This window comes from Sphingomonas pruni NBRC 15498, from assembly GCF_001598455.1.
In the GTDB taxonomy this organism is placed as follows: domain Bacteria; phylum Pseudomonadota; class Alphaproteobacteria; order Sphingomonadales; family Sphingomonadaceae; genus Sphingomonas; species Sphingomonas pruni.
Map to the genome: position 1 here is coordinate 1 of NZ_BCYZ01000075.1, position 19596 is coordinate 19596.

Consider the following 19596-nt stretch of genomic DNA (forward strand, 5'->3'; position numbering starts at 1 on the left):
GGGGAATGGCGGCGCCATTGCCTCGCACCCAAACCTCGCTTCGCTCGGCCCCTCCACCACCCGCTTCGCGGGCGGTCCCCCTCCCCAAGCGAGCTTGGGGAGGATTTAGCATCCCTGATTCAACCCCCCGTCAGCTTCTTCATGATCGACATCGACTGTTCGTTGCCCGATTGCGGGGTCAGTTCGCCGGTGCGATCGGTGATCTCCGCCCAATGCGCCGCAACGCCTTCGGGCGAAAGCTCGTCGCCGGTCAGCAGCTTGCCCTGGGTCAGCGTGACATAGGCCGCCTGGAATACGCCGGCGCCGGCGCCGACGATCGCATTGGTCGGCGCATCCTCGCTGACCAGATAGAGCGCGGCAGGAGCAACCTTTTCGGGGGCAAACGCCTTGAACGCCTCGGCCGGGAACAGATCCTCGGTCATCCGCGTGCCCGCGGTCGGGGCGATGGTGTTGACCTTGATGTTGTATTTGGCGCCCTCGAGGTAGAGCGTCTTGGTCAGGCCTGCCAGGCCGAGCTTGGCGGCGCCGTAATTTGCCTGGCCGAAATTGCCGAACAGCCCGGTCGACGAGGCGGTCATCAGGATGCGGCCATAGGCCTGTTCGCGCATCGTCGCCCACACCGCCTTGGTGCAATTGGCCGATCCGTTGAGGTGGACATCGACGACGAACTTGAAATCGGCCGGCTCCATATTGGCGAAGCTCTTGTCGCGCAGCACGCCGGCATTGTTGATCAGGATGTGGACGCCGCCCCAGGCTTCCTTGGCCTTGGCGACCATCTCGACCATCTGTTCGTATTCGGTCACGCTGCCGCCGTTCGACATCGCCTCGCCGCCCGCAGCCTTGATCTCCTCGACGACCTTCAGCGCCGCGTCCGAATGGCCGGTACCGTCGCGTGCGCCGCCCAGGTCGTTGACGACGACCTTCGCGCCACGTGCCGCCAGCGCCAGCGCATATTCGCGGCCCAGGCCGCCGCCCGCGCCGGTCACGATGGCTACCTTGTCGTCGAAACGGATGGTCATTCTATCGCTCCCTAATGTTTCCGACGCTTCCTAGGACTTTCGCTGCGCTGCGCAATAGTCCGTACCGAAAATACGAAAAGCCCGGCGCGGGCGTGCCGACCCGCGCCGGGAAAGGGGAGCTTACGACCCGTTTCTTATACTTATTTGGGATCGTGCCGCTGGATGCACTTGTCGAACTGGCCGCGCTTGCAGGGCGGATAGCTCGCCAGTGGAGCGGGCGGCGGAAACGCAATATCGGGCGGAGGCGCCGGCTTGAACACCACGGTAGCATTCGGTGGGGGCGGGGGCATCGGCGGCGGAGCATAGCCCCCGGGCGGATCGCCCGCGCTTTGTGCCGGCGTCGGCTGGGTCGACGCCGGAGTCTCCTGCGCCAAGGCAGGCATCGTCACAGCGATGGCGGCCAAAAGGATCAATCTCATCCTGACCTCCTCAGGGACGGCGGAGCCGGGCGCCGCCCGGCTCCGCTTCGTTCAGGCGATCACCGGGATCACCCTCGCGGCGGGCGAGGCGTGGTGTGCAGCCGCGCGCCGTTCGGCGCCGAATGCTCCTTGCAATGATCGACTACGGTCTTGGTGCACCACGGGACGTCAGCGCCGGTGGCAGGGGCAGCAGCGTCAGGCAGCGGCTGCACTACAGGCGTTGACGGTCCCATGACCATTTGCGCTGGGCCGGCAGGCGGTCCCGGCGGGGCGGGCAGCGGCGCAGGCGCGGCCTGAGGATCGGGAGCAGGCGACGGCGCCGGTGCGTTCTGCGCGATGGCGGGCATCGCGATCATGGCGGCCGCCGCAACGAGTATCAGCTTCATGCGACTCTCCTTGTTCTGCACAATCTCTGCGTGACAGGGGGCCCAACGCGCCACTCTCGAATTGGCTCCCTCGTTTCGGGTGCGATTCTTTACGCACCCGAATCGAGCGCATAGCCCGCCGATCGCACCGTACGGATCACGTCTGGCTTGTCGCCGCGATTGATCGCCTTGCGCAGGCGGCGGATATGAACATCGACCGTGCGGCTCTCGATGTCGCTGTCGTGACCCCATACCGCGTCGAGCAGCCGCTCGCGGCTGAATACCCAGCCGGGATGTTCGAGGAAATGCTTGAGCAGGCGGAATTCGGTCGGACCGAGCGGTACGACTTCGCCACTGCGGCGGACCTTGTGCCCCACCGTGTCCATCTCGATGTCACCGTAAGTCAGCTGCTCGCCCGCCAGAGCCGGACGAACGCGGCGCAGTACAGCGCCCACGCGTGCGACCAGCTCGCGTGGAGAAAACGGCTTGGTGACGTAATCGTCGGCGCCGGTTTCCAGCCCGCGAACGCGATCCTCTTCCTCGCCGCGTGCGGTCAGCATGATGATCGGGATGTTCGCGGTTTCGGGCATGCGGCGGAGACGCCGGCACACTTCGATCCCGGAAAGGCCCTCCACCATCCAGTCGAGCAGGACGATGTCGGGCGTCGCTTCCTTGGCGAGCAGCAGCGCCTCTTCGCCGTCGGGCGTGTGCGCGACCTCGAAATCCTCGCGTTTGAAATGATAGACCAGCAGCTCCGCCAGCGCGGCGTCGTCTTCAACCAGCAACATCTTGGCCCGTGCCATTACACTTCCCCTGACTTGCCGCGCTCACGCTCGGTCATTTGCGTGCCGGTGGCGGCGAAATAGATCATCTCGGCGACGTTGGTCGCGTGGTCGCCGATCCTCTCCAGGTTCTTGGCGACGAACAGCAGGTGCGCGACCTGACCGATCGTCGCGGGATTTTCGACCATATAGGTGACCAGCATGCGGAAGATGCTGTCGTAGAAATCGTCCAGCGCTTGGTCGCGGACGCAGACGTCGACCGCCGCCCGCGCATCGCGCGCCGCGAAGGCGTCGAGCGCGTCGTGCACCATTTCCGCAGCCATCTTACCCATCGCGGGAATGACCGAGATCGGCTCGATGCGATGCTCGCTTTCGATCATCGGCACGCGCTTGGCGATGTTCTTGGCATAATCGCCGATCCGCTCGATCACGCCGGCGATCTTGAGCGCGGCGACCACCTCGCGCAGGTCGTTGGCCATCGGCGCGCGCAACGCGATGATGCGGACCGCCAGCGTCTCCACCTCCGCCTCGATAAAATCGATCTGCTTGTCCGCGAGGCGGACTTGCTGCGCCAGGTCGAGATCGACCCGCTGCAACGCGTTCATCGCGTCGTGGATCGCCCGCTCCGCTAGACCACCCATCTGGCTGATCAGGCCGCGCAGATGGCCGATCTCGTCGTCGAAGACCTTGACCGTATGTTCCTGGCCGGTTGCCATTCGCTCTAACTCCTCAGCCATAACGGCCGGTAATATAGTCGCGCGTCCGCTCCTCGCGCGGGTTGGTGAAAATGTCCGACGTCTGGCCATATTCGACCAACTGGCCGAGATGGAAAAACGCGGTGCGCTGCGACACGCGCGCGGCCTGCTGCATGTTATGGGTGACGACGACGATCGCGTAGCGGCCCTTCAATTCGTGGATCAGTTCCTCGATCTTGGCAGTCGCGATCGGATCGAGCGCCGAGCAGGGCTCGTCCATCAGGATCACTTCTGGGTCGACCGCGATCGCGCGCGCGATGCACAGGCGCTGTTGCTGGCCGCCCGACAAAGCGGTGCCGCTGTCGGACAAGCGATCCTTGACCTCTCCCCACAGGCCGGCGCGCGCCAGCGAACGCTCGACGATGCGATCCATATCGGCCTTGGACGATGCCAGTCCGTGAATACGCGGCCCGTAAGCGACATTCTCGTAGATCGACTTGGGGAAAGGGTTAGGCTTCTGGAACACCATGCCGACGCGCGCACGAAGCTGGACCACGTCCATCTCGCGCGCATAGACATCCTCGCCATCCAGCCGGATATCGCCTTCGACTCGTGCAGAAGGGATCGTGTCGTTCATGCGGTTGAGCGTGCGCAGGAAGGTCGACTTGCCGCAGCCCGACGGACCGATGAACGCGGTGACCTTGTCCTGGTCGATATCGATCGAGACATCGCTGATCGCTTCCACCGCGCCATACCAGACGCTGACATTGCGCGCGGTCATCTTGTGATCAGTGAGGATGGTCTTGTCGGTCACCAGCGGGTCTCGAAGCGATTGCGGAGGTAGATGGCGATGCCGTTCATCGCCAGCAGGAAGACGAGGAGGACGATGATCGCGGCGGAAGTCTTCTCGATGAAGCCGCGGCTGACTTCGTCCGACCACAGGAAGATTTGCACCGGCAGCACGGTCGACGGGTCGGTCAGCTTGCCCGGCGGGGTCGCGATGAAGGCGCGCATGCCGATCATCAGCAGCGGCGCGGTTTCGCCCAGCGCGCGCGCCATGCCGATGATCGTGCCGGTCAATATGCCGGGCAGCGCGAGCGGCAGGACGTGGTGGAATACCACCTGGACCGGGCTGGCGCCCAGCGCCAGCGCCGCGTCGCGGATCGACGGCGGCACGGCCTTGATCGCGTTGCGGCTGGCAATGACGATCACCGGCATCGTCATCAATGCCAAGGTCAGACCGCCGACCAATGCGGCGGACCGAGGCAGTTGGAATGTGTTGAGGAAGACCGCCAGGCCGAGCAGACCGAAGATGATCGACGGCACCGCAGCAAGGTTGTTGATCGACACCTCGATCAGGTCGGTCCAGCGGTTCCGCGGCGCATACTCCTCGAGATAGAGGGCGGAGAGCACGCCGATCGGGAAGGCAAGCACCAGCGTCACCAGCATCGTCAGCAACGACCCCTTGAGCGCTCCCCAGATGCCGACCGCGGTGGGATCGGTTGAATCCGATCCCGACAGGAAGCCCCAGTTGAACCCGGTGCGCAATTGCCCGGCGTCGGTCAGTATCTGCGCGCGCTTCTCGGCCAAAGGCGTGCCATCGGCCTTGGCCGCGGTATCGATATCGGTGGAGGCGGGCAGCCATAGCCGCGTTTTTCCGATCGCCAGCGCCGGATCGGCCTTGAGCGCGCGGCGGACCACCGCATCGGCGCCATCGGAAAACAATGCCGGCCCATTGGCGCCATATTGTGCCACCGCCGCGCGATCGGTCACCGCGTCGAGTTGCGCGCCGGCGAGTGCGAGATCGCCGCCAGGCCCCTCGATGCGATCCGGCGTCAGGCCGAGTCCGGCCGCGGGGAAATCGATCGTCAGGGCGACTTCGGTGGTGACGAAGCCGCGCGCGCCATTCGCCACCATCGTCACCAGCAGGAACAGCAGGAAGCTGACCGAAAGCACGATCGCCGCCAGCCCGAACAGCCGGAAGCGGCGCTCGGCGGCGTAGCGGCGGCGCACGCGCCGCTCCATCTGCGCGGTCTTCCAATCGGTCGGCACGCGCTCGATCTTGGCGGGGGCGAGCGGCCTATTCATAGGCTTCCCGATACCGTTTCACGACGGTGAGCGCGATGATGTTGAGCAACAGGGTGATGACGAACAAGGTCATTCCCAGCGCGAAAGCGGCCAGCGTCTTGGGGCTGTCGAACGCCGCTTCGCCGGTCAGCAAGTCGACGATCTGCTTGGTGACCGTAGTCGCCGAATTGAACGGATTGAGGCTGATCGTCGCGGCGCCCGATGCGGCCATCACCACGATCATCGTCTCGCCGATCGCGCGGCTGATCGCGAGCAATACGCCGCCGACCACGCCGGGCAGAGCGGCGGGCAGAAGGACGCGGCTGATCGTTTCGCTAGGCGTCGCGCCCATCGCCAGGCTGCCATCGCGCATCGCCGCCGGGACCGCGGCGATCGCGTCATCGGCCATCGACGAGACGAACGGGATGATCATCACCCCCATCACCAGCCCTGCGGCCAGCGCGCTTTCCGACGTGGCGCCGGCTATTCCGATCGCGACGCCCAGTTGGCGCAGGGCCGGCCCGACGATCAGCGCGGCGAAATAGCCATAGACGACGGTCGGCACGCCCGCGAGAATCTCGAGCGTCGGCTTCGTCCACGCGCGCAGGCGAGGGGATGCATATTGCGTCAGATAGATCGCGCTCATCAGACCGAACGGGATCGCCACCAGCATTGCGATGACCGCGCCGATGAAGAACGTTCCCCAGAATAACGGTACCGCGCCCAGGCTGGCGCCGGGATTGCGGGGGTCGATGACCTGCGGACTCCAATGCGTGCCGAACAGGAAATCGGTGATGGGCACGCTGCCGAAAAAGCGCGCGCTCTCGGCTAATAGCGACGCGACGATGCCCATCGTCGTCAGGATCGCGATGAGAGAGGCGGCGAGCAGGCCGGCCATCACGATCCGCTCGATCCTGGTGCGCGCGTTGAAGCCCGGGCGGATGCGCAGGAAAGCGAGTGCGCCACCGGCAAGGCCGAGCAGCAAGGCGGTCGCTCCGCCGATCCAGCCATAGCGGGCCTGCTCCACCGCGTAAGCCGGCGCGAGCTGGGTCGAGATGGGATTGAGCGGCGTGCGGTGACGGTCGTTGGCGATCGCGCGCGCTTCCGACAGGATCGCCGCGCGCTCGAAGCCGGGCGGCGGGAGCTGCGCCGCCGCGGGAGTCCGGAGCGCGGCGTCTGTCGCCAGACCGGGCGCGCAGGCGCTCCAGACGGCGAGGAACAGCAACGGCGGCAGCACCGTCCACATCGCGGCGAACGAGCCATGATGACGCGGCAGCGAGGAGAAACGCTGCCCCGGCGCCTTGCGGAACGCGATCGCGCGGACGCGACCCGATAGCCAGGCGATCAGCCCGAGTCCCGCGACGAGGAAAAGGAGCGCAAGCGTCGACACGTCAGCTCAACGTCTTGGGGTCGAGCAGCGTCTGGCGTTGCACGATCGCCGCCGAGCGCGCGCGCACATCGGCGGGCGCCGAGATCAGCCCGCGGCGGACCAGCGGCCCGTCGGGCGCCCAGGATTGCGCATAGGCGTTGAGGAACGCCCTGAGGTTGGGAATCGCACTCAGGTGCGCCTTCTTGACGTAGAGGAACAAAGGCCGCGACCCCGGATAGCGGCCGCTGGCAATCGTCTCGTAGGTGGGCTCGATCCCATTGAGCGGCACGCCGTTCAACCGGTCCTTATTCTCTTCCAGATACGAATAGCCGAAAATGCCGATCGCGTTGGGATTGGCCTGGAGCTTCTGGACGATCAGATTGTCGTTCTCGCCGGCGTCGATATAGGGGCCGTCGTCCCGTACGCGCATGCACGTCTTGGCGAAATCGTCCGGATGGGTGTCCCGGATTGCGGCCATGGCCGGCATCATTTGTTCGCAGCCCCGCGCCAGGATCAGCTCGGCGACCGCGTCGCGCGTGCCGCTGGTCGAGGGCGGGCCATAGACCTGGATGGCGATCGCCGGCAGCTCCGGGTTGACGTCGCGCCAGGTCTTGGCGTGATTGCGCTGGCCGCCCGGTTCGGCCGCCAGCGCCTTGTAGAGATCGATCGGGGTCAGTTGCAGCTTGGGCCCGTCATTGGCTTCGGCAAAGGCGACGCCGTCCAACCCGATCTGGATTTCCATCAGCTCGCCGGCACCGTTCGCCGCGCACCTCCGATATTCGCTCGCCTTGATCCGCCGGCTGGCGTCGGCAATGTCCGGATATTGCCCGCCCAGTCCCTTGCAGAACAGGTTCATGCCTCCGCCCGTGCCGGTCGATTCGATCACCGGCGCCGGCACACCCGGATTGGCCGCGACAAATTGTTCGGCGACCAAGGTGGTGAAGGGATAGACGGTGGAGGATCCGACCACGCTGATGCGGTCGCGCCCGGCACCCGCCATCGACGCCTGGTCCTGACACGCCGCTAGCAACAGGGATGTCGCGCCGATGAGCGCGATCGAGCGAATCATGATGGGCCTTCCCGCCGGGGCGACTCGCCCCTTGCCGGCGCGCTATCACGCCGGTTTCGGGCCCTCTGTGACAGTCGCGTTACTCTTTGATGACACTGCGGCCGGGAGCAGGATGGTGACCACGGTGCCGCGGCCCACCTGGCTCGCTATGTCCAGCCGGCCGCGATGCCGTTCGACGATATGCTTCACGATGGCGAGTCCCAGGCCGGTGCCGCCCAGCGCGCGGCTGCGCCCCGAATCGACCCGGTAGAATCGCTCGGTCAGGCGCGGAATATGTTCGGGCGGAATGCCGTCGCCTTCGTCGCCGACCGACAATCGGACCATGTTGCTGGCGTCGCGCGACAGCTTGACCGTCACCGGCGTTCCGGCGCGGCCGTACTTCATCGCGTTGCCGATCAGATTGTGCAGCGCCTGGCTCAATTGGGCACGGTCGCCGCCGACCGGCGGGACGTTCGCGGCGATATCGGCGACGATGTCCGCCGCGCGCCCGTCCGCGCTGTCCATCAATTCCGAATGAACCTCCGACACCAGATCGCCGAGATCGACCGAGGCATCGGGCAGGCGGTATTTTTCGGCCTCGATCCGGCTGAGCGAGATCAGGTCCTCGACCAGCCGCTGCATCCGCCGGGCTTCGTCGGCCATGACCTTGAGAAAGCGGTCGCGCATTTCCGGGTCGTCGCCGGCGCCATCGGCCAGCGTCTCGGCGAACCCCAGGATCGAGGCGAGCGGGGTGCGCAATTCGTGACTGGCATTGGCGACGAAATCGACCCGCATCCGCTCGGCGGCATAGCTGCGCGTCTGGTCGATCAGATGCGCGACGCGGCGCCCGTCGGGCAGGTCGGTGACGCGCAATTCCCAGCGCTGATCGAGCGTGCCGAGCCCGACGAGATTGATCGCGTCCGACGTCCCTTCGCCGGCCGGCGCGGTCAGTCGTTCGGCGGCTGCCGGGTGGCGGATGGCGAGCCGCACATCCTGGCCGATAATGTGGTTGCCGAGCACGTCGCGCGCCGCACCATTGGCTTCTTCCACCCGGCCACCGGCGATCACCAGCACAGGCTCGACGATCGCCTCGAGCACCGCGCCGAGCCGGGCCGGAGGGGGACCCGAGGCTTCGGGCTCTGCAGGAGCGGCCGGACTGGGATCGACGCCCAATGTCACCAAACCGGCGATGATCCCGCCGACCAGCGCGACCAGCGCGCTGGGCACGTCGCCCGACAGAATGAACACGGCGATCGCCGCGACCAAAGCGGCGAGCATGCCGAGCAGAAAGCGGGGACCGAAGCGGTTCGTCATGACCCATCGGTTCCTAGGGGGTGGGCCGGCGACCGGCAATGCCCGAGCTCGCCCCTGCGCGGTAACCATTTCATCACCTTGCCAGCCGCGCGCTAATGTGAAAGGCGTCTCAACCATGGACGGGGACATGACCGATCGCCAGGCCGACGAACCGCATCCGACGCGTCGCCGCGCGCTGATGCTCGGTGCCGCGACTGCGTCGGTCGTGATCTCGATCCGTCCCGCGCTCGCGCAGACCAATGCCTCGGTGCTGACCTGCGAGATTCCGGTGCCTGATGCCGGCCGCGCCGGCATGTATGTCGCCGCCGACGGGTCGCTCGTGCCGAACGGCACCAAGGATGCGTTTCCCGGCGCGACCAAGCCGTTCAAGGCGGAGGACGTTCGGACCGCGCTCAATGGCGGTACCTTGCCGGGCACCACCGACGAGCAGAGCCGCGCCTATACCGCCTATATTCGTCGCCTGCAGCACGGTACTGCCGGCTTCACCTGCTTCGCCTCGCTGCAAATGCCCCGCGGCTGAGCCGCCGGAGGTCGGGAGATGGCGACCCTCTATCGCGCCGCATCGCCTGACAGCCTGATCGTGGTGCCGGTCGACCTGCTCACTGCCATCTATCATCGCGCTTCGAGCCAGACGCATTTGATGGCGTCCCCGGCGCCCGAGATCCTGCAGGCATTGGCCGGAGTGCCGCTCGATGCCGCGGCATTGCTGGCGAAACTGCGCGCCGATTACGATTTGGTCGACGCCGATCCGGGCGCGTTGATCGCGCGGCTCGACGAACTGGTCGAAACGGGGCTGGTCGAGCGGCGATGAGGCACCATTTCTCGGTCGCGATCGGCCCGGTCGGATTCCGCGTCGGGTCGGATTGGCGCGGGCCGGTCGCCGCCCTCGAACAGCTTTACGCTAGCTATCCCAAGCCACAGGACGGCATCGCCGATTTCACCGTGCGCCTGTTCGCAGATCGTCCGTGGCGGCGCGTCTTCCGCCCCAAGGTAATGATCGGTGGCGACTTCGTCCTGCCCGAAGCAGCGCCGCTCAGCCTCGAACACGGTCTGCTCGCGGCCGAAATGGCGATGAACCTGCAAATGGCGCTCGGCCAGCGGCGTTATCTGCTGCTCCACGCCTCGGCGGTCGAGCGCGATGGCAAGGCGCTGGTGATGACTGGCCTGTCCGGTGCGGGCAAGTCGACGCTGGCGGCATTGCTGATGACGCGCGGCTGGCGGCTCATGGGCGACGAATTCGCTTTGCTCGATCCGGCGACGGGCCTGATCCATGCCTTTCCGCGCCTGATCAGCCTGAAGAACGAAGCGATCCAGGTAATGCAGGAGGCCGCGCCCGACGGCATGTTCGGCCCGTTGCTCGCCGATACGCCGAAGGGCGCGATCCGCCACTTGGTCCCCGATGCGCGATCGATCGCCGCGATGCTCGAGCCGGCGCGGCCGGCGCTGATCCTGTTCCCGACGTTCGGACACGCAGCCGTGACGCGCGAGGTCGCGGCGAGCGAAGTGTTCGTCCGTCTCACCCAGGCCTCGACCAATTATGTGGCGCTCGCCGAGCGCGGATTCGCGGCGCTGACCCGGTTGGTGACGGAGACGTCCGCCCGCGCGATCGACTATCCCGATACCCAAAGCGCGATCGCACAGGTGGAAGCATTGTGGCGCGCTCTGTGATTCCCGAAACTTCGATCTATCACGCCTCCCCGGCGAAGACCGGGGCCCAGCTACTGCGTCCTCAGTTGGCGAGGGCAATCCTAGCCAACGCACTTCATCGATACTGGGCCCCGGCCTTCGCCGGGGAGGCGTTATGATGGTGGCGGACGGCATGTTGCTCGCTCGCGCGCTGGCCGATCCTTCGTCGGTCGAGATGCTAGACAGCGCAGGCTGGCAGGCATTGCTGACCATGGCGCGTGCCGAATTGCTGAGCGCGACGCTTGCCCATCGGCTCGACGGTATCCCCAAGCCCGAAGCGGCGCAGCGCTTCCTCGACGACGCCAAGGCGTCGTGCGCGCAGGGACGCCTCGTCGCCTTGTGGGAAGTCGAGATGGCGCGCCGCGCGCTGGGCGACCTCGGCATGCCCATCGTCCTGCTCAAGGGCAGCGCGTTCATCGCCGCCGGGCTGGCGGCAGGGCGGGGCCGGTTCGTCGGCGATCTCGACATATTGGTGCCGCGCGCCGAACTCGACCGCGTCGAAAGGGCATTGCTCGGCGCCGGATGGGAATGGGTCAAGCCCGATCCCTACGACGATGCTTATTACCGCCGCTGGATGCACGAGCTGCCGCCGCTCATCCATCGCGACCGCGACCGCATGATCGACGTGCATCACACCATCCTGCCGCTGACCGCGCGCCCGATGCCTGATGCCGACGCGCTGGTCGCCGACAGCATGAAGCTGGAGAACGGGCTGCGAGTGCTCAATGCCAACGACATGATCTGCCACGCCGCCGCGCACCTGTTCGCCGATGGCGACCTGTCGGGCGGGATGCGCAATCTGTGGGATATCCACTGCCTGGCCGACGACTTTGGCGTCACTGGCCTGGCCGAACGCGCGCGGCGACACGGTTTGACCTCGGCGGTGCGCCGCGCCCTGCGGCTGTGCCATGCGCTGTACGACACGCAATTGCCCGACGGCTGGGTGCGATCGGCAAGCGATGACGACCTTTATCTGCGCAGGCTGACGGCGCGTGACGGTTGGGGGCGGCAGACGCGTCCGATCACCCGGCTCGGCTTCTATGTCCGCTCCCACTGGCTGCGCATGCCGCCGCTGATGCTGGCGCGGCATCTCTGGACCAAATGGCGCAAACAGGCGGGCTGACGACCACCGGATCGCGATGATATGAAGCGGCGATTCGGGGGAGACATCATGACCAGAAAATGGATTGCCTTGGCGATTGCCGGGTTGTGCGTGGGTAGCGGCGCTGCCTGGGCGGAAAGCGCGCAGATACGCGGCAAGTTTCCGGCCAATGTCCGGGAGGCGGATTTGCTCGAAAACGTCGTGGTCGACCGCTTCAACGGCCGCGACGGGCGCCAGTTCGAAGCCGCGCTGGAACAGGCGATCGGCGTCCCCGCCGGGCGGCCAGACGGGGTATTGTCAGGCGGCGTCACCACGGGTGTCGAGGAAAGCAAATACCAGGGCAATGAGGAACGCTGCGTCGAGTGGAAGGACGGCAAGCAGGACGGCACCTGCACCAAGCGCGCCAAGGTCGACCTTCCGTGCTTTCGCCGCGTCATCAACCTGACCGTCAGCGTTCGCTTGCTCCGCGTTACCGACAACATGCCGGTCTGGTCCGACAACAAGCCGTCGCGCGACGAGACGACATGGTGCGAGGGCAAGGTGCCCTGGCGCACCACCGAGGAAGCGGTGTCGGCGATGATCACCGATCTGGCGCAGAAGATTCGCCTCGATGTGCGGCCGCGCTGGGAGACCTACAAGGTTCGCTTTCGCGAGGATCGCGCGGGCATGCCCAAGGACATCGGCAGCGAGTTCAAGGAAATCGTGAAACTGTCCAATCGCGACGTGCCCTCGGCGTGCCGGCAATGGGCCGATCTCAACGGCCGCCTGCCCAACCATCCTTCGGTGCTCTATAATCTCGGCGTATGCGCGGAAGCGGCGGGCAGCTATGCCGACGCCCAGAGCTTCTATCGTTCGGCGCAGGCCGCTTTGCCGAAACGGTCGAGCGAGATGGCCGATTCGGCGGACCGCGTCGCGCGCCTGATGATCGCGCGCGCCGATGACGAAGAACGGGCGCGGCGGCCAAGCAATCCGCGCTAGCCGTGGCGCGTGCGCTGCGGCAGACTGATCGCGATAGGCACAGGAGGGGAATGATGCGCTTCGCGACATTGCTGGTTGCCGCCGCGGCGTTGGCGGGATGTTCGATGGGCCAGGACATGTCGGCGGCCGATTCCGCGGTCGCCGATTTCCACGCCAAACTGAATGCGGGCCAGTTCAAGGCCATTACCGATGCCTCCGGCCCCGAAATCAAGACCGGCAGCGTCGATTTCACCCAGCTGATCGCGGCGGTCCACACCAAGCTCGGCACTTTCCGGTCGACGTCCCGGCAGGGCTTCAACGACAATATCAACAACGGCGACCACACGTTCACCGCCAGCTATGCCAGCGTCTACTCGACCGGCCCAGCGACCGAGAATTTCGTCTATCGGTTGAACGGCGGAAAGCCCGTGCTGATCGGCTATCACGTCGAGTCGGCGGCTTTGCTCAAATAGCGGGTTGCGTCGCGGCGATGCGCTCCAACGCCGGCAGCAACTCGCGATAATCCGCGAAGGTCGCATTCGCGCCTGCAATGCTGTTGCCGTCCGGGGCGAATAGCGCAACCGGCACGCCGGCGGCGCGCGCCGCGTCGACATCGTAGATCGAGTCCCCGACAAATGCGGCGGGGCCGGACCCGCTACATTTGTGCAGCATGAGGTCGATCGGCGCGCGGTCCGGCTTGATCGCGGCGAGACCGGGCGTATCGCCGCCGACGATGCAGGCGAAGCGATCGGTGAGACCGAGCGCATCGAGCAGCGCGACGGACAGCTGTTCGCGCTTGTTGGTCACCACCGCCAGCGCCACGCCCTGCGCCTGCAGACTATCGAGCGCGTCGACAACGCCGGGGAAAGGCCGCGTATGGTCGACGATGTGGTCAGCGTAGAAGTCCACCAGATCCGGCAGTAGGTCGTCGAGCTGCGCGTCTCCTCCCGTCGCGATCAGCGCGCGCTGCAACATCACGCTCGATCCGCCGCCGATCATCGGTCGTACCTGGTCGATCGTCAGCGGCGCCCGCCCTATTTCCGCTAGCGCATGATTCACCGCGGCGGTCAGGTCGGCGACACTATCGACCAGCGTGCCGTCGAGGTCGAAGCCGACCAAGCCAAAAGGGAAATCGTTCATCCCGACGCCGCCTGCCAGCAACGCTATGGAAAAGGCAATATGTTCGTGGCAGGGCGCGGGCTACGGAGACACCTGTCATGACCAATCCAATCGCCGCGATCATCTTAGCCGCCGGCATGGGCACTCGGATGAAATCCGATCTGCACAAGGTCCTTCATCCGATCGCGGGCCGCCCGATGCTGCTCCACCTGATCGACAATGTGCGCGTACTCGATCCCGAGCGGATCGTCGTCGTAGCCGGTGCGCGCCGCGAGCAGGTCGAGGCGGCGGTGACCCCGCTCGGGGTCGAGGTCGCGATCCAGGCGGAGCAACTCGGTACCGGCCACGCCGTGCGCCAGGCAGAGGCGGCGCTCTCCGGCTTCGACGGGGATGTGCTGATCCTGTACGGCGACGTGCCGCTGGTCTCCACCGCTACGATGGCGCGGATGGTCGAGCGGTTGCACAGCGACGGCGAGCCCAGTGTCGTGGTGCTCGGCTTCCGGCCCGCCGACGCCGCCGCTTATGGCCGCGTCATCGCCGATAGGGATGGCCGCATCGCAAAGATCGTCGAGTATAAGGACGCTTCGGCCGACGAGCGCGCAGTGACCCTGTGCAATTCGGGCCTGATGGCCGTGCGCTCGGCCGATCTGTTCCGGTTGCTCGCCCAGGTGACCAACGACAATGCCGTCGGCGAATATTATCTCACCGATCTCGCCGAACTGGCGGTGAAGGACGGACGCGGCGCGGTGGTGGTCGAGACCGCCGCCGATGAAGTGGCCGGGGTCAACAGCCGCGCCGAACTCGCCGCGGTCGATGCCAGCTGGCAGGCGAAGCGCCGCGTCGAGGCGATGGCTGAAGGGGCGACGTTGGTCGATCCGGCGACCGTCTGGTTCTCATTCGACACCAAAGTCGGTCGCGACGTGCTGATCGAGCCCAACGTCTTTTTCGGTCCGGGCGTGTCGATTGCCGATGGCGCGACGATCCGCGGCTTCAGCCATATCGAGGGCGCGACGATCGGCAGCGGGGCCGAGGTCGGCCCTTACGCCCGACTGCGCCCCGGCGCGGTGCTCGGCGAGAAGTCCAAGGTGGGCAATTTCGTCGAGGTGAAAAAGGCGGTGCTCGGCAAGGGCGCCAAGGCCAATCACCTGACCTATCTGGGCGATGCCGAAATCGGCGCCGGCGCGAATATCGGCGCGGGCACGATCACCTGCAATTACGACGGTTTCTTCAAGTACAAGACGGTGATCGGGGAGGGGGCATTCGTCGGCTCCAACTCTGCTTTGGTCGCGCCGGTGACGATCGGCGCAGGGGCGATCGTCGGTGCGGGATCGACGGTTACCAAGGATGTGGAGGCTGACGCGTTGCGCTTGGTTCGACCAGAGCAGCAGACCAAATCGGGCTGGGCGAAGCGGTTTCGCGAGATGATGACGGCGAAGAAGGCGGCCAAATAGCGCGACTCTATTGACATGATATCACGATATGATATCGGGATATCATCGTGACCCGGATTCTCGCTGATCTTCCCGAAGACGACCTCAAATGGCTCGACCAGCGCGCGGCCGAACTCGGCAAATCGCGCGCGTCGGTGCTGCGGGAGGCCGTCGCGTCCTATAAGGCGCAATCGCTCAGTGCGAAGAACGCTGACTGGCTGGAGATGGGCGTTGGCTTGTGGGCGCGCCACGGCATTTCGATCGACCGGAACGAATATGATCGCCAACGGCGGGCCGAATGGACCAGGCCGTGGGACGACGATTATGAGGAAGTCCGCGCGGAATCGCCCGAATATTTCACCGAGGAAGATGATCGGGAGCGGGCACATTATCTCGCATTGACGCGGAAGGCTGCGGAGAAGCGCAAGGGCGCCGCATGAGCGGCTACAGCCTCGACGCCAACATTCTGATCGACGCCTTGCTCGACCATCCGCCGGCGCACCGTGAGATGTCGCGTATCGTTCAGGCGGGCTCGCGCATGTGGATCAGCCGCATGGTCTGGATTGAAGTCTTGTCCAAGGGCAATGACGCAAGCGTGCGCGAGGCAGTGCAGTTTCTCGACCGGTTCGGTCTGGATGAGATCGATGATGAAATCGCGTTGCGCGCGGCCGCGCTTCGACGCGAGCGCCCACGGTTGAGGTCGCCGGATGCCATTATCCTGGCGACGGCGCAGAGCCGCGGCCGGATCCTGGTGACGCGCAATACCAAGGATTTCCCGGCGGAACTGCCGGGCATCCGCATCCCTTATACCTTCTAGTAGGAAAGCCCCCCAACCATGTGCGGAATCATCGGAATCGTTGGCAAGGAACAGGTCGCTGACCGGCTGGTCGAGGGGCTGAGACGGATGGAATATCGCGGCTATGATTCGGCCGGCGTCTGCACCGTCCAGGATGGCCAGCTGATCCGCCGCCGGGCAGAGGGCAAGCTCAAGAATCTCGAAGCAGTGCTCGCTGCCGATCCGGCGCCGGGCACCACCGGTATCGCGCATACCCGCTGGGCGACACATGGCGCGCCGACAACCTCGAACGCGCACCCGCACGCGACCAAGGAAGTCGCGCTGGTCCACAACGGTATCATCGAGAATTTCAAGCCGCTGCGCGAAGCGCTCCAGGCCCGTGGCCGCGTGTTCGAGAGCGAGACCGATACCGAAGTCGTCGCGCATCTCGTCAGCGAGCAGGTCGAGGCAGGCAAGTCGCCGCAGGACGCGGTCAAGGCCGTGCTGCCGCAGTTGCGTGGCGCTTTCGCATTGGCGATCGCGTTTCGCGAACATGCCGATCTGCTGATCGGCGCGCGGCTCGGCTCGCCACTTGTGGTCGGCTATGGCGAGGGCGAAACCTATCTCGGTTCGGATGCGCTTGCCCTGGCCGGGCTGACGCAACGCATCGCTTATCTCGATGAAGGCGATTGGGTCGTCATCACGCGCGAGGGCGCGCAGATTTTCGACGCCGAGAACAACTTGGTCGAACGCGAGATCACTGTGTCGGGCGCGACCGGAGCGATGATCGAAAAAGGCAATTATCGCCACTTCATGCTCAAGGAGATCCACGAGCAGCCGATCGTCGTTGCGCAGACCCTGCGCTCGTACATTCGCGGGGTCGAGCAGACCGTCGCGCTGCCGCAGATGGATTTCGACCTGTCGACGGTGAAGCGCATCACGATCGTCGCCTGCGGCACCAGCTTCTATGCCGGGCTTGTCGCCAAATATTGGTTCGAGAGCTTCGCGCGCGTTCCGGTCGATATCGATGTCGCCAGCGAGTTCCGTTACCGCGATCCAGTGTTCGAGGATGGCGGGCTGGCATTGTTCATCAGCCAGTCGGGCGAGACCGCCGACACGCTCGCGGCCCTCCGCCACGCCAAGAAAGCCGGGCAGAAGATCGCCGTCGTCGTCAACGTGCCGACCAGCACGATGGCGCGCGAGGCCGACCTGCTGTTGCCGACCCATGCCGGGCCGGAGATCGGCGTCGCCTCGACCAAGGCCTTCACGTGCCAACTTGCGGTGCTTGCCGCGCTCGCCGCGCACCTCGCGGTGGTGAAGGGGCGGATGAGCCGCGAGGAAGAGGTCGCGGTGGTCAAGCAATTGATCGAGGCGCCCGCCGCGCTCAACGCCGCGCTCGCTTATGACGATGCGATCGCCGGCATGGCGCACCTCATCGCGCCGGCGCGCGACGTGCTCTATCTCGGCCGTGGCCCGGATTATCCGCTGGCGCTGGAAGGCGCGCTGAAGCTCAAGGAAATCAGCTACATCCATGCCGAAGGTTATGCGGCGGGTGAGATGAAGCACGGGCCGATTGCGCTTATCGACGAGAACGTGCCGATTATCGTCATCGCCCCCTCGGGGCCGTTGTTCGAGAAAACCGTCAGCAACATGCAGGAAAGCCAGGCGCGCGGCGGCAAGATCGTGCTGATTTCCGACGCCGACGGACTGGCAGAAGCGGGCGACAGCTGCCTCGCCACGATCGAGATGCCCAAGGTCCACCCGCTAATCGCGCCTCTGGTCTACGCCGTGCCCGTGCAGTTGCTGGCTTATCACGTGGCGGTAGTGAAGGGGACCGACGTGGATCAGCCGCGCAACCTCGCGAAATCGGTCACGGTGGAATGATCCGGGGCCATGGCGCCGGTCACTAGTCGTTTCGGGTGACCGGCCGATTGGCCATCGCGGCTCGGCTGCGGTAATCAGCACCATGGCCTACGCTCACACGTTCGATGCCAATCCGCATTGGCTGCCGCGCAACCCGGGCCGGTCGCTGGCGCATATCCCGGGCGATGACGGTCTGCCGATCGTCGGCAATTCGCTTCGCCTGTTGTCCGATCCGGTCAAGTTCGGGCGGGAGATGTTCGAGCGGTACGGGCCGGTCTATCGCAACCGCGCGCTCGGCAGCACCAGCGTGACCCTGCTGGGTCCCGACGCCAACGAGCTTGTCCTGTTCGATCGCGACCGCTTGTTCTCGTCCGAACAGGGCTGGGGACCCTTGCTCAACCTGCTGTTCCCGCGCGGGCTGATGCTGATGGATTTCGACATGCATCGCGCCGATCGCAAGACTCTGTCGGTTGCCTTCAAACCCGAGCCGATGCGGCATTACGCGACCCAACTCGATGCCGGCATCGCCGCGCGGATCAGCGAATGGGGCGGTTGCCTGCGCTTCTACGATGCGATCAAGAAACTGACGCTCGACCTCGCCGCGACCAGTTTCCTCGGCGTATCGCTCGGGGCGGAGGCCGATCGCATCAATCAAGCGTTCGTCGACGAGGTGCAGGCAAGCGTCGCCCCGATCCGCTCGCCACTGCCCGGCACGATGATGCGGCGGGGCGTCAAGGCGCGCGCGTATCTGATCGACTGGTTCGAACGCGAGATCCCGGCGCGGCGGCGAGGCGCGCGGGGCGGCAATGGCGAGGACTTCTTCTCGCAATTCTGCCGTGCGACCGACGACGACGGACAGGAGCTGTCGGCCGCCGCGATCGCCGATCACATGAATTTCCTGATGATGGCCGCGCACGACACGATCACCTCGTCGGCGACGACCCTGGTCATGCTGCTCGCCCGCAATGCCGATTGGCAGGAACGATTGCGCGAAGAGATTGCCGGCCTCGACGCACATATGCCGCTGACCGAGCAGCTCGATCACCTGACCTTGACCGATTACGCGTTCCGCGAGGCGCTCCGCCTGATGCCACCCGTGCCCTCGCTGCCGCGCCGCGCGTTGCGCGATTTCAGCTTTGGCGGCTTCGACATTCCCGCCGGCACCAATGTCGGGATCGGCATCGCCTGGACACACCGCATGGCCGACATCTGGCCGGACCCGCTGCGATTCGACCCGATGCGCTTCACGCCGGAGGCGTCGAAAGGGCGGCATCGCTTCGCCTGGGTGCCCTATGGCGGTGGCGCGCATATGTGCCTCGGCCTGCATTTCGCGCAAATGCAGATGAAGCTGCTGATCGCGCACTTGCTGACGCGCTATCGGGTCGAGATCGACCCAGGCGCCGGCGATGCCTGGCAGATGTTCCCGATCCCGCGGCCCAAGGACGGCCTGCCGATCAGGCTGATGGCGCTAGGGTAGGACTATTCAGCTTAATCCTCCCCCGCCAGGGGGAGGTGTCAGGCGCAGCCTGACGGAGGGGGCGGAAGCACGACGGGTAATGTGCCGCCGTCCTCCCCCCCCCCCCCCC

At 65.7% G+C, this 19596-nt stretch carries 22 protein-coding genes; 11 read left to right on the top strand and 11 right to left on the bottom strand.

Annotated elements, in window-relative coordinates; genetic code table 11:
- Positions 1-119: 119 nt before the first annotated feature.
- From SPR01S_RS17680 to SPR01S_RS17720, 10 genes are all read right to left on the bottom strand, one after another.
- A complete protein-coding gene (locus SPR01S_RS17680; protein ID WP_066591918.1) occupies positions 120-1019 on the bottom strand; it encodes an SDR family NAD(P)-dependent oxidoreductase in 900 nt (299 codons plus the stop codon).
- Positions 1020-1159: 140 nt separating this feature from the next.
- On the bottom strand, positions 1160-1438 hold the full coding sequence (locus SPR01S_RS17685; RefSeq protein WP_084251280.1) for a hypothetical protein: 279 nt from the start codon (positions 1436-1438) through the stop codon (positions 1160-1162).
- 68 nt (positions 1439-1506) lie between these two features.
- The gene (locus SPR01S_RS21325) at positions 1507-1824 is read right to left on the bottom strand and encodes a hypothetical protein (protein WP_084251281.1); all 318 of its coding nucleotides are present in this window, start codon (positions 1822-1824) and stop codon (positions 1507-1509) included.
- 89 nt (positions 1825-1913) lie between these two features.
- On the bottom strand, positions 1914-2606 hold the full coding sequence (gene phoB, locus SPR01S_RS17690; RefSeq protein ID WP_066591922.1) for a phosphate regulon transcriptional regulator PhoB: 693 nt from the start codon (positions 2604-2606) through the stop codon (positions 1914-1916).
- Positions 2606-3301, bottom strand: coding sequence for a phosphate signaling complex protein PhoU (gene phoU / locus SPR01S_RS17695; protein ID WP_066591924.1), 696 nt, complete (start codon positions 3299-3301; stop codon positions 2606-2608). The genes phoB and phoU overlap by 1 nt, the downstream gene beginning before the upstream one ends.
- Before the next feature lie 13 nt (positions 3302-3314).
- Complete coding sequence (pstB, locus tag SPR01S_RS17700) at positions 3315-4061, bottom strand: phosphate ABC transporter ATP-binding protein PstB (RefSeq protein WP_218016776.1); 747 nt, start codon at positions 4059-4061, stop codon at positions 3315-3317.
- A gap of 29 nt (positions 4062-4090) precedes the next feature.
- Complete coding sequence (pstA, locus tag SPR01S_RS17705) at positions 4091-5368, bottom strand: phosphate ABC transporter permease PstA (protein ID WP_066591927.1); 1278 nt, start codon at positions 5366-5368, stop codon at positions 4091-4093.
- Positions 5361-6737 carry a phosphate ABC transporter permease subunit PstC gene (gene pstC, locus SPR01S_RS17710; RefSeq protein ID WP_066591928.1) on the bottom strand — a complete coding sequence of 459 codons (1377 nt, stop codon included), beginning with the start codon at positions 6735-6737 and terminating at the stop codon, positions 5361-5363. The genes pstA and pstC overlap by 8 nt, the downstream gene beginning before the upstream one ends.
- Position 6738: 1 nt before the next feature.
- A complete protein-coding gene (locus SPR01S_RS17715) occupies positions 6739-7785 on the bottom strand; it encodes a substrate-binding domain-containing protein (RefSeq protein WP_066591930.1) in 1047 nt (348 codons plus the stop codon).
- 45 nt (positions 7786-7830) lie between these two features.
- On the bottom strand, positions 7831-9078 hold the full coding sequence (locus SPR01S_RS17720; RefSeq protein WP_066591932.1) for an ATP-binding protein: 1248 nt from the start codon (positions 9076-9078) through the stop codon (positions 7831-7833).
- Positions 9079-9205: 127 nt separating this feature from the next.
- Between SPR01S_RS17720 and SPR01S_RS17725 the strand changes: the two genes are divergently transcribed.
- The 6 genes from SPR01S_RS17725 (at position 9206) to SPR01S_RS17750 (ending at position 13296) form a co-directional block, all read left to right on the top strand.
- Complete coding sequence (locus SPR01S_RS17725; RefSeq protein WP_066591961.1) at positions 9206-9598, top strand: hypothetical protein; 393 nt, start codon at positions 9206-9208, stop codon at positions 9596-9598.
- Positions 9599-9616: 18 nt separating this feature from the next.
- Positions 9617-9889 carry an HPr-rel-A system PqqD family peptide chaperone gene (locus tag SPR01S_RS17730; RefSeq protein ID WP_066591934.1) on the top strand — a complete coding sequence of 91 codons (273 nt, stop codon included), beginning with the start codon at positions 9617-9619 and terminating at the stop codon, positions 9887-9889.
- Positions 9886-10746, top strand: coding sequence for an HprK-related kinase A (locus SPR01S_RS17735; RefSeq protein ID WP_066591935.1), 861 nt, complete (start codon positions 9886-9888; stop codon positions 10744-10746). Before SPR01S_RS17730 ends, SPR01S_RS17735 begins: the two co-directional genes overlap by 4 nt.
- A 133-nt stretch (positions 10747-10879) precedes the next feature.
- Entirely contained in the window at positions 10880-11887 is a 1008-nt protein-coding gene (locus tag SPR01S_RS17740) for a nucleotidyltransferase domain-containing protein (protein ID WP_066591937.1), read from the top strand.
- A gap of 48 nt (positions 11888-11935) precedes the next feature.
- Complete coding sequence (locus SPR01S_RS17745; protein WP_157082333.1) at positions 11936-12844, top strand: tetratricopeptide repeat protein; 909 nt, start codon at positions 11936-11938, stop codon at positions 12842-12844.
- A gap of 53 nt (positions 12845-12897) precedes the next feature.
- Positions 12898-13296, top strand: coding sequence for a hypothetical protein (locus tag SPR01S_RS17750; RefSeq protein WP_157082334.1), 399 nt, complete (start codon positions 12898-12900; stop codon positions 13294-13296).
- On the opposite strand, the gene SPR01S_RS17755 is transcribed toward SPR01S_RS17750, so the two are convergent.
- On the bottom strand, positions 13289-13963 hold the full coding sequence (locus SPR01S_RS17755) for an HAD-IA family hydrolase (RefSeq protein ID WP_066591944.1): 675 nt from the start codon (positions 13961-13963) through the stop codon (positions 13289-13291). The two genes, SPR01S_RS17750 and SPR01S_RS17755, sit on opposite strands and share 8 nt — an antisense overlap.
- Before the next feature lie 77 nt (positions 13964-14040).
- On the opposite strand from SPR01S_RS17755, the gene glmU reads away from it, so the two are divergent.
- The 5 genes from glmU (at position 14041) to SPR01S_RS17780 (ending at position 19487) form a co-directional block, all read left to right on the top strand.
- Positions 14041-15393, top strand: a complete 1353-nt coding sequence (gene glmU / locus SPR01S_RS17760; protein WP_066591947.1) for a bifunctional UDP-N-acetylglucosamine diphosphorylase/glucosamine-1-phosphate N-acetyltransferase GlmU — start codon at positions 14041-14043, stop codon at positions 15391-15393.
- Between the two features lie 47 nt (positions 15394-15440).
- The gene (locus SPR01S_RS17765; protein WP_066591949.1) at positions 15441-15812 is read left to right on the top strand and encodes a ribbon-helix-helix protein, CopG family; all 372 of its coding nucleotides are present in this window, start codon (positions 15441-15443) and stop codon (positions 15810-15812) included.
- Entirely contained in the window at positions 15809-16189 is a 381-nt protein-coding gene (locus SPR01S_RS17770; RefSeq protein ID WP_066591952.1) for a PIN domain-containing protein, read from the top strand. The genes SPR01S_RS17765 and SPR01S_RS17770 overlap by 4 nt, the downstream gene beginning before the upstream one ends.
- An 18-nt stretch (positions 16190-16207) precedes the next feature.
- Entirely contained in the window at positions 16208-18031 is a 1824-nt protein-coding gene (gene glmS, locus SPR01S_RS17775) for a glutamine--fructose-6-phosphate transaminase (isomerizing) (protein WP_066591955.1), read from the top strand.
- A gap of 82 nt (positions 18032-18113) precedes the next feature.
- Positions 18114-19487 (top strand): cytochrome P450, encoded by a 1374-nt coding sequence (locus tag SPR01S_RS17780; protein WP_066591958.1) that lies wholly within the window; start codon positions 18114-18116, stop codon positions 19485-19487.
- The last annotated feature ends 109 nt before the right edge of the window (positions 19488-19596 follow it).

Coding starts and splice junctions, on each gene's coding strand:
- SPR01S_RS17680 (WP_066591918.1), bottom strand. CDS start 1,019: ATGACCATCCGTTTCGACGACAAGGTAGCCATCGTGACCGGCGCGGGC.
- SPR01S_RS17685 (WP_084251280.1), bottom strand. CDS start 1,438: ATGAGATTGATCCTTTTGGCCGCCATCGCTGTGACGATGCCTGCCTTG.
- SPR01S_RS21325 (WP_084251281.1), bottom strand. CDS start 1,824: ATGAAGCTGATACTCGTTGCGGCGGCCGCCATGATCGCGATGCCCGCC.
- phoB (WP_066591922.1), bottom strand. CDS start 2,606: ATGGCACGGGCCAAGATGTTGCTGGTTGAAGACGACGCCGCGCTGGCG.
- phoU (WP_066591924.1), bottom strand. CDS start 3,301: ATGGCAACCGGCCAGGAACATACGGTCAAGGTCTTCGACGACGAGATC.
- pstB (WP_218016776.1), bottom strand. CDS start 4,061: ATGACCGCGCGCAATGTCAGCGTCTGGTATGGCGCGGTGGAAGCGATC.
- pstA (WP_066591927.1), bottom strand. CDS start 5,368: ATGAATAGGCCGCTCGCCCCCGCCAAGATCGAGCGCGTGCCGACCGAT.
- SPR01S_RS17715 (WP_066591930.1), bottom strand. CDS start 7,785: ATGATTCGCTCGATCGCGCTCATCGGCGCGACATCCCTGTTGCTAGCG.
- SPR01S_RS17720 (WP_066591932.1), bottom strand. CDS start 9,078: ATGACGAACCGCTTCGGTCCCCGCTTTCTGCTCGGCATGCTCGCCGCT.
- SPR01S_RS17725 (WP_066591961.1), top strand. CDS start 9,206: ATGACCGATCGCCAGGCCGACGAACCGCATCCGACGCGTCGCCGCGCG.
- SPR01S_RS17730 (WP_066591934.1), top strand. CDS start 9,617: ATGGCGACCCTCTATCGCGCCGCATCGCCTGACAGCCTGATCGTGGTG.
- SPR01S_RS17735 (WP_066591935.1), top strand. CDS start 9,886: ATGAGGCACCATTTCTCGGTCGCGATCGGCCCGGTCGGATTCCGCGTC.
- SPR01S_RS17740 (WP_066591937.1), top strand. CDS start 10,880: ATGATGGTGGCGGACGGCATGTTGCTCGCTCGCGCGCTGGCCGATCCT.
- SPR01S_RS17745 (WP_157082333.1), top strand. CDS start 11,936: ATGACCAGAAAATGGATTGCCTTGGCGATTGCCGGGTTGTGCGTGGGT.
- SPR01S_RS17750 (WP_157082334.1), top strand. CDS start 12,898: ATGCGCTTCGCGACATTGCTGGTTGCCGCCGCGGCGTTGGCGGGATGT.
- SPR01S_RS17755 (WP_066591944.1), bottom strand. CDS start 13,963: ATGAACGATTTCCCTTTTGGCTTGGTCGGCTTCGACCTCGACGGCACG.
- glmU (WP_066591947.1), top strand. CDS start 14,041: ATGACCAATCCAATCGCCGCGATCATCTTAGCCGCCGGCATGGGCACT.
- SPR01S_RS17770 (WP_066591952.1), top strand. CDS start 15,809: ATGAGCGGCTACAGCCTCGACGCCAACATTCTGATCGACGCCTTGCTC.
- glmS (WP_066591955.1), top strand. CDS start 16,208: ATGTGCGGAATCATCGGAATCGTTGGCAAGGAACAGGTCGCTGACCGG.
- SPR01S_RS17780 (WP_066591958.1), top strand. CDS start 18,114: ATGGCCTACGCTCACACGTTCGATGCCAATCCGCATTGGCTGCCGCGC.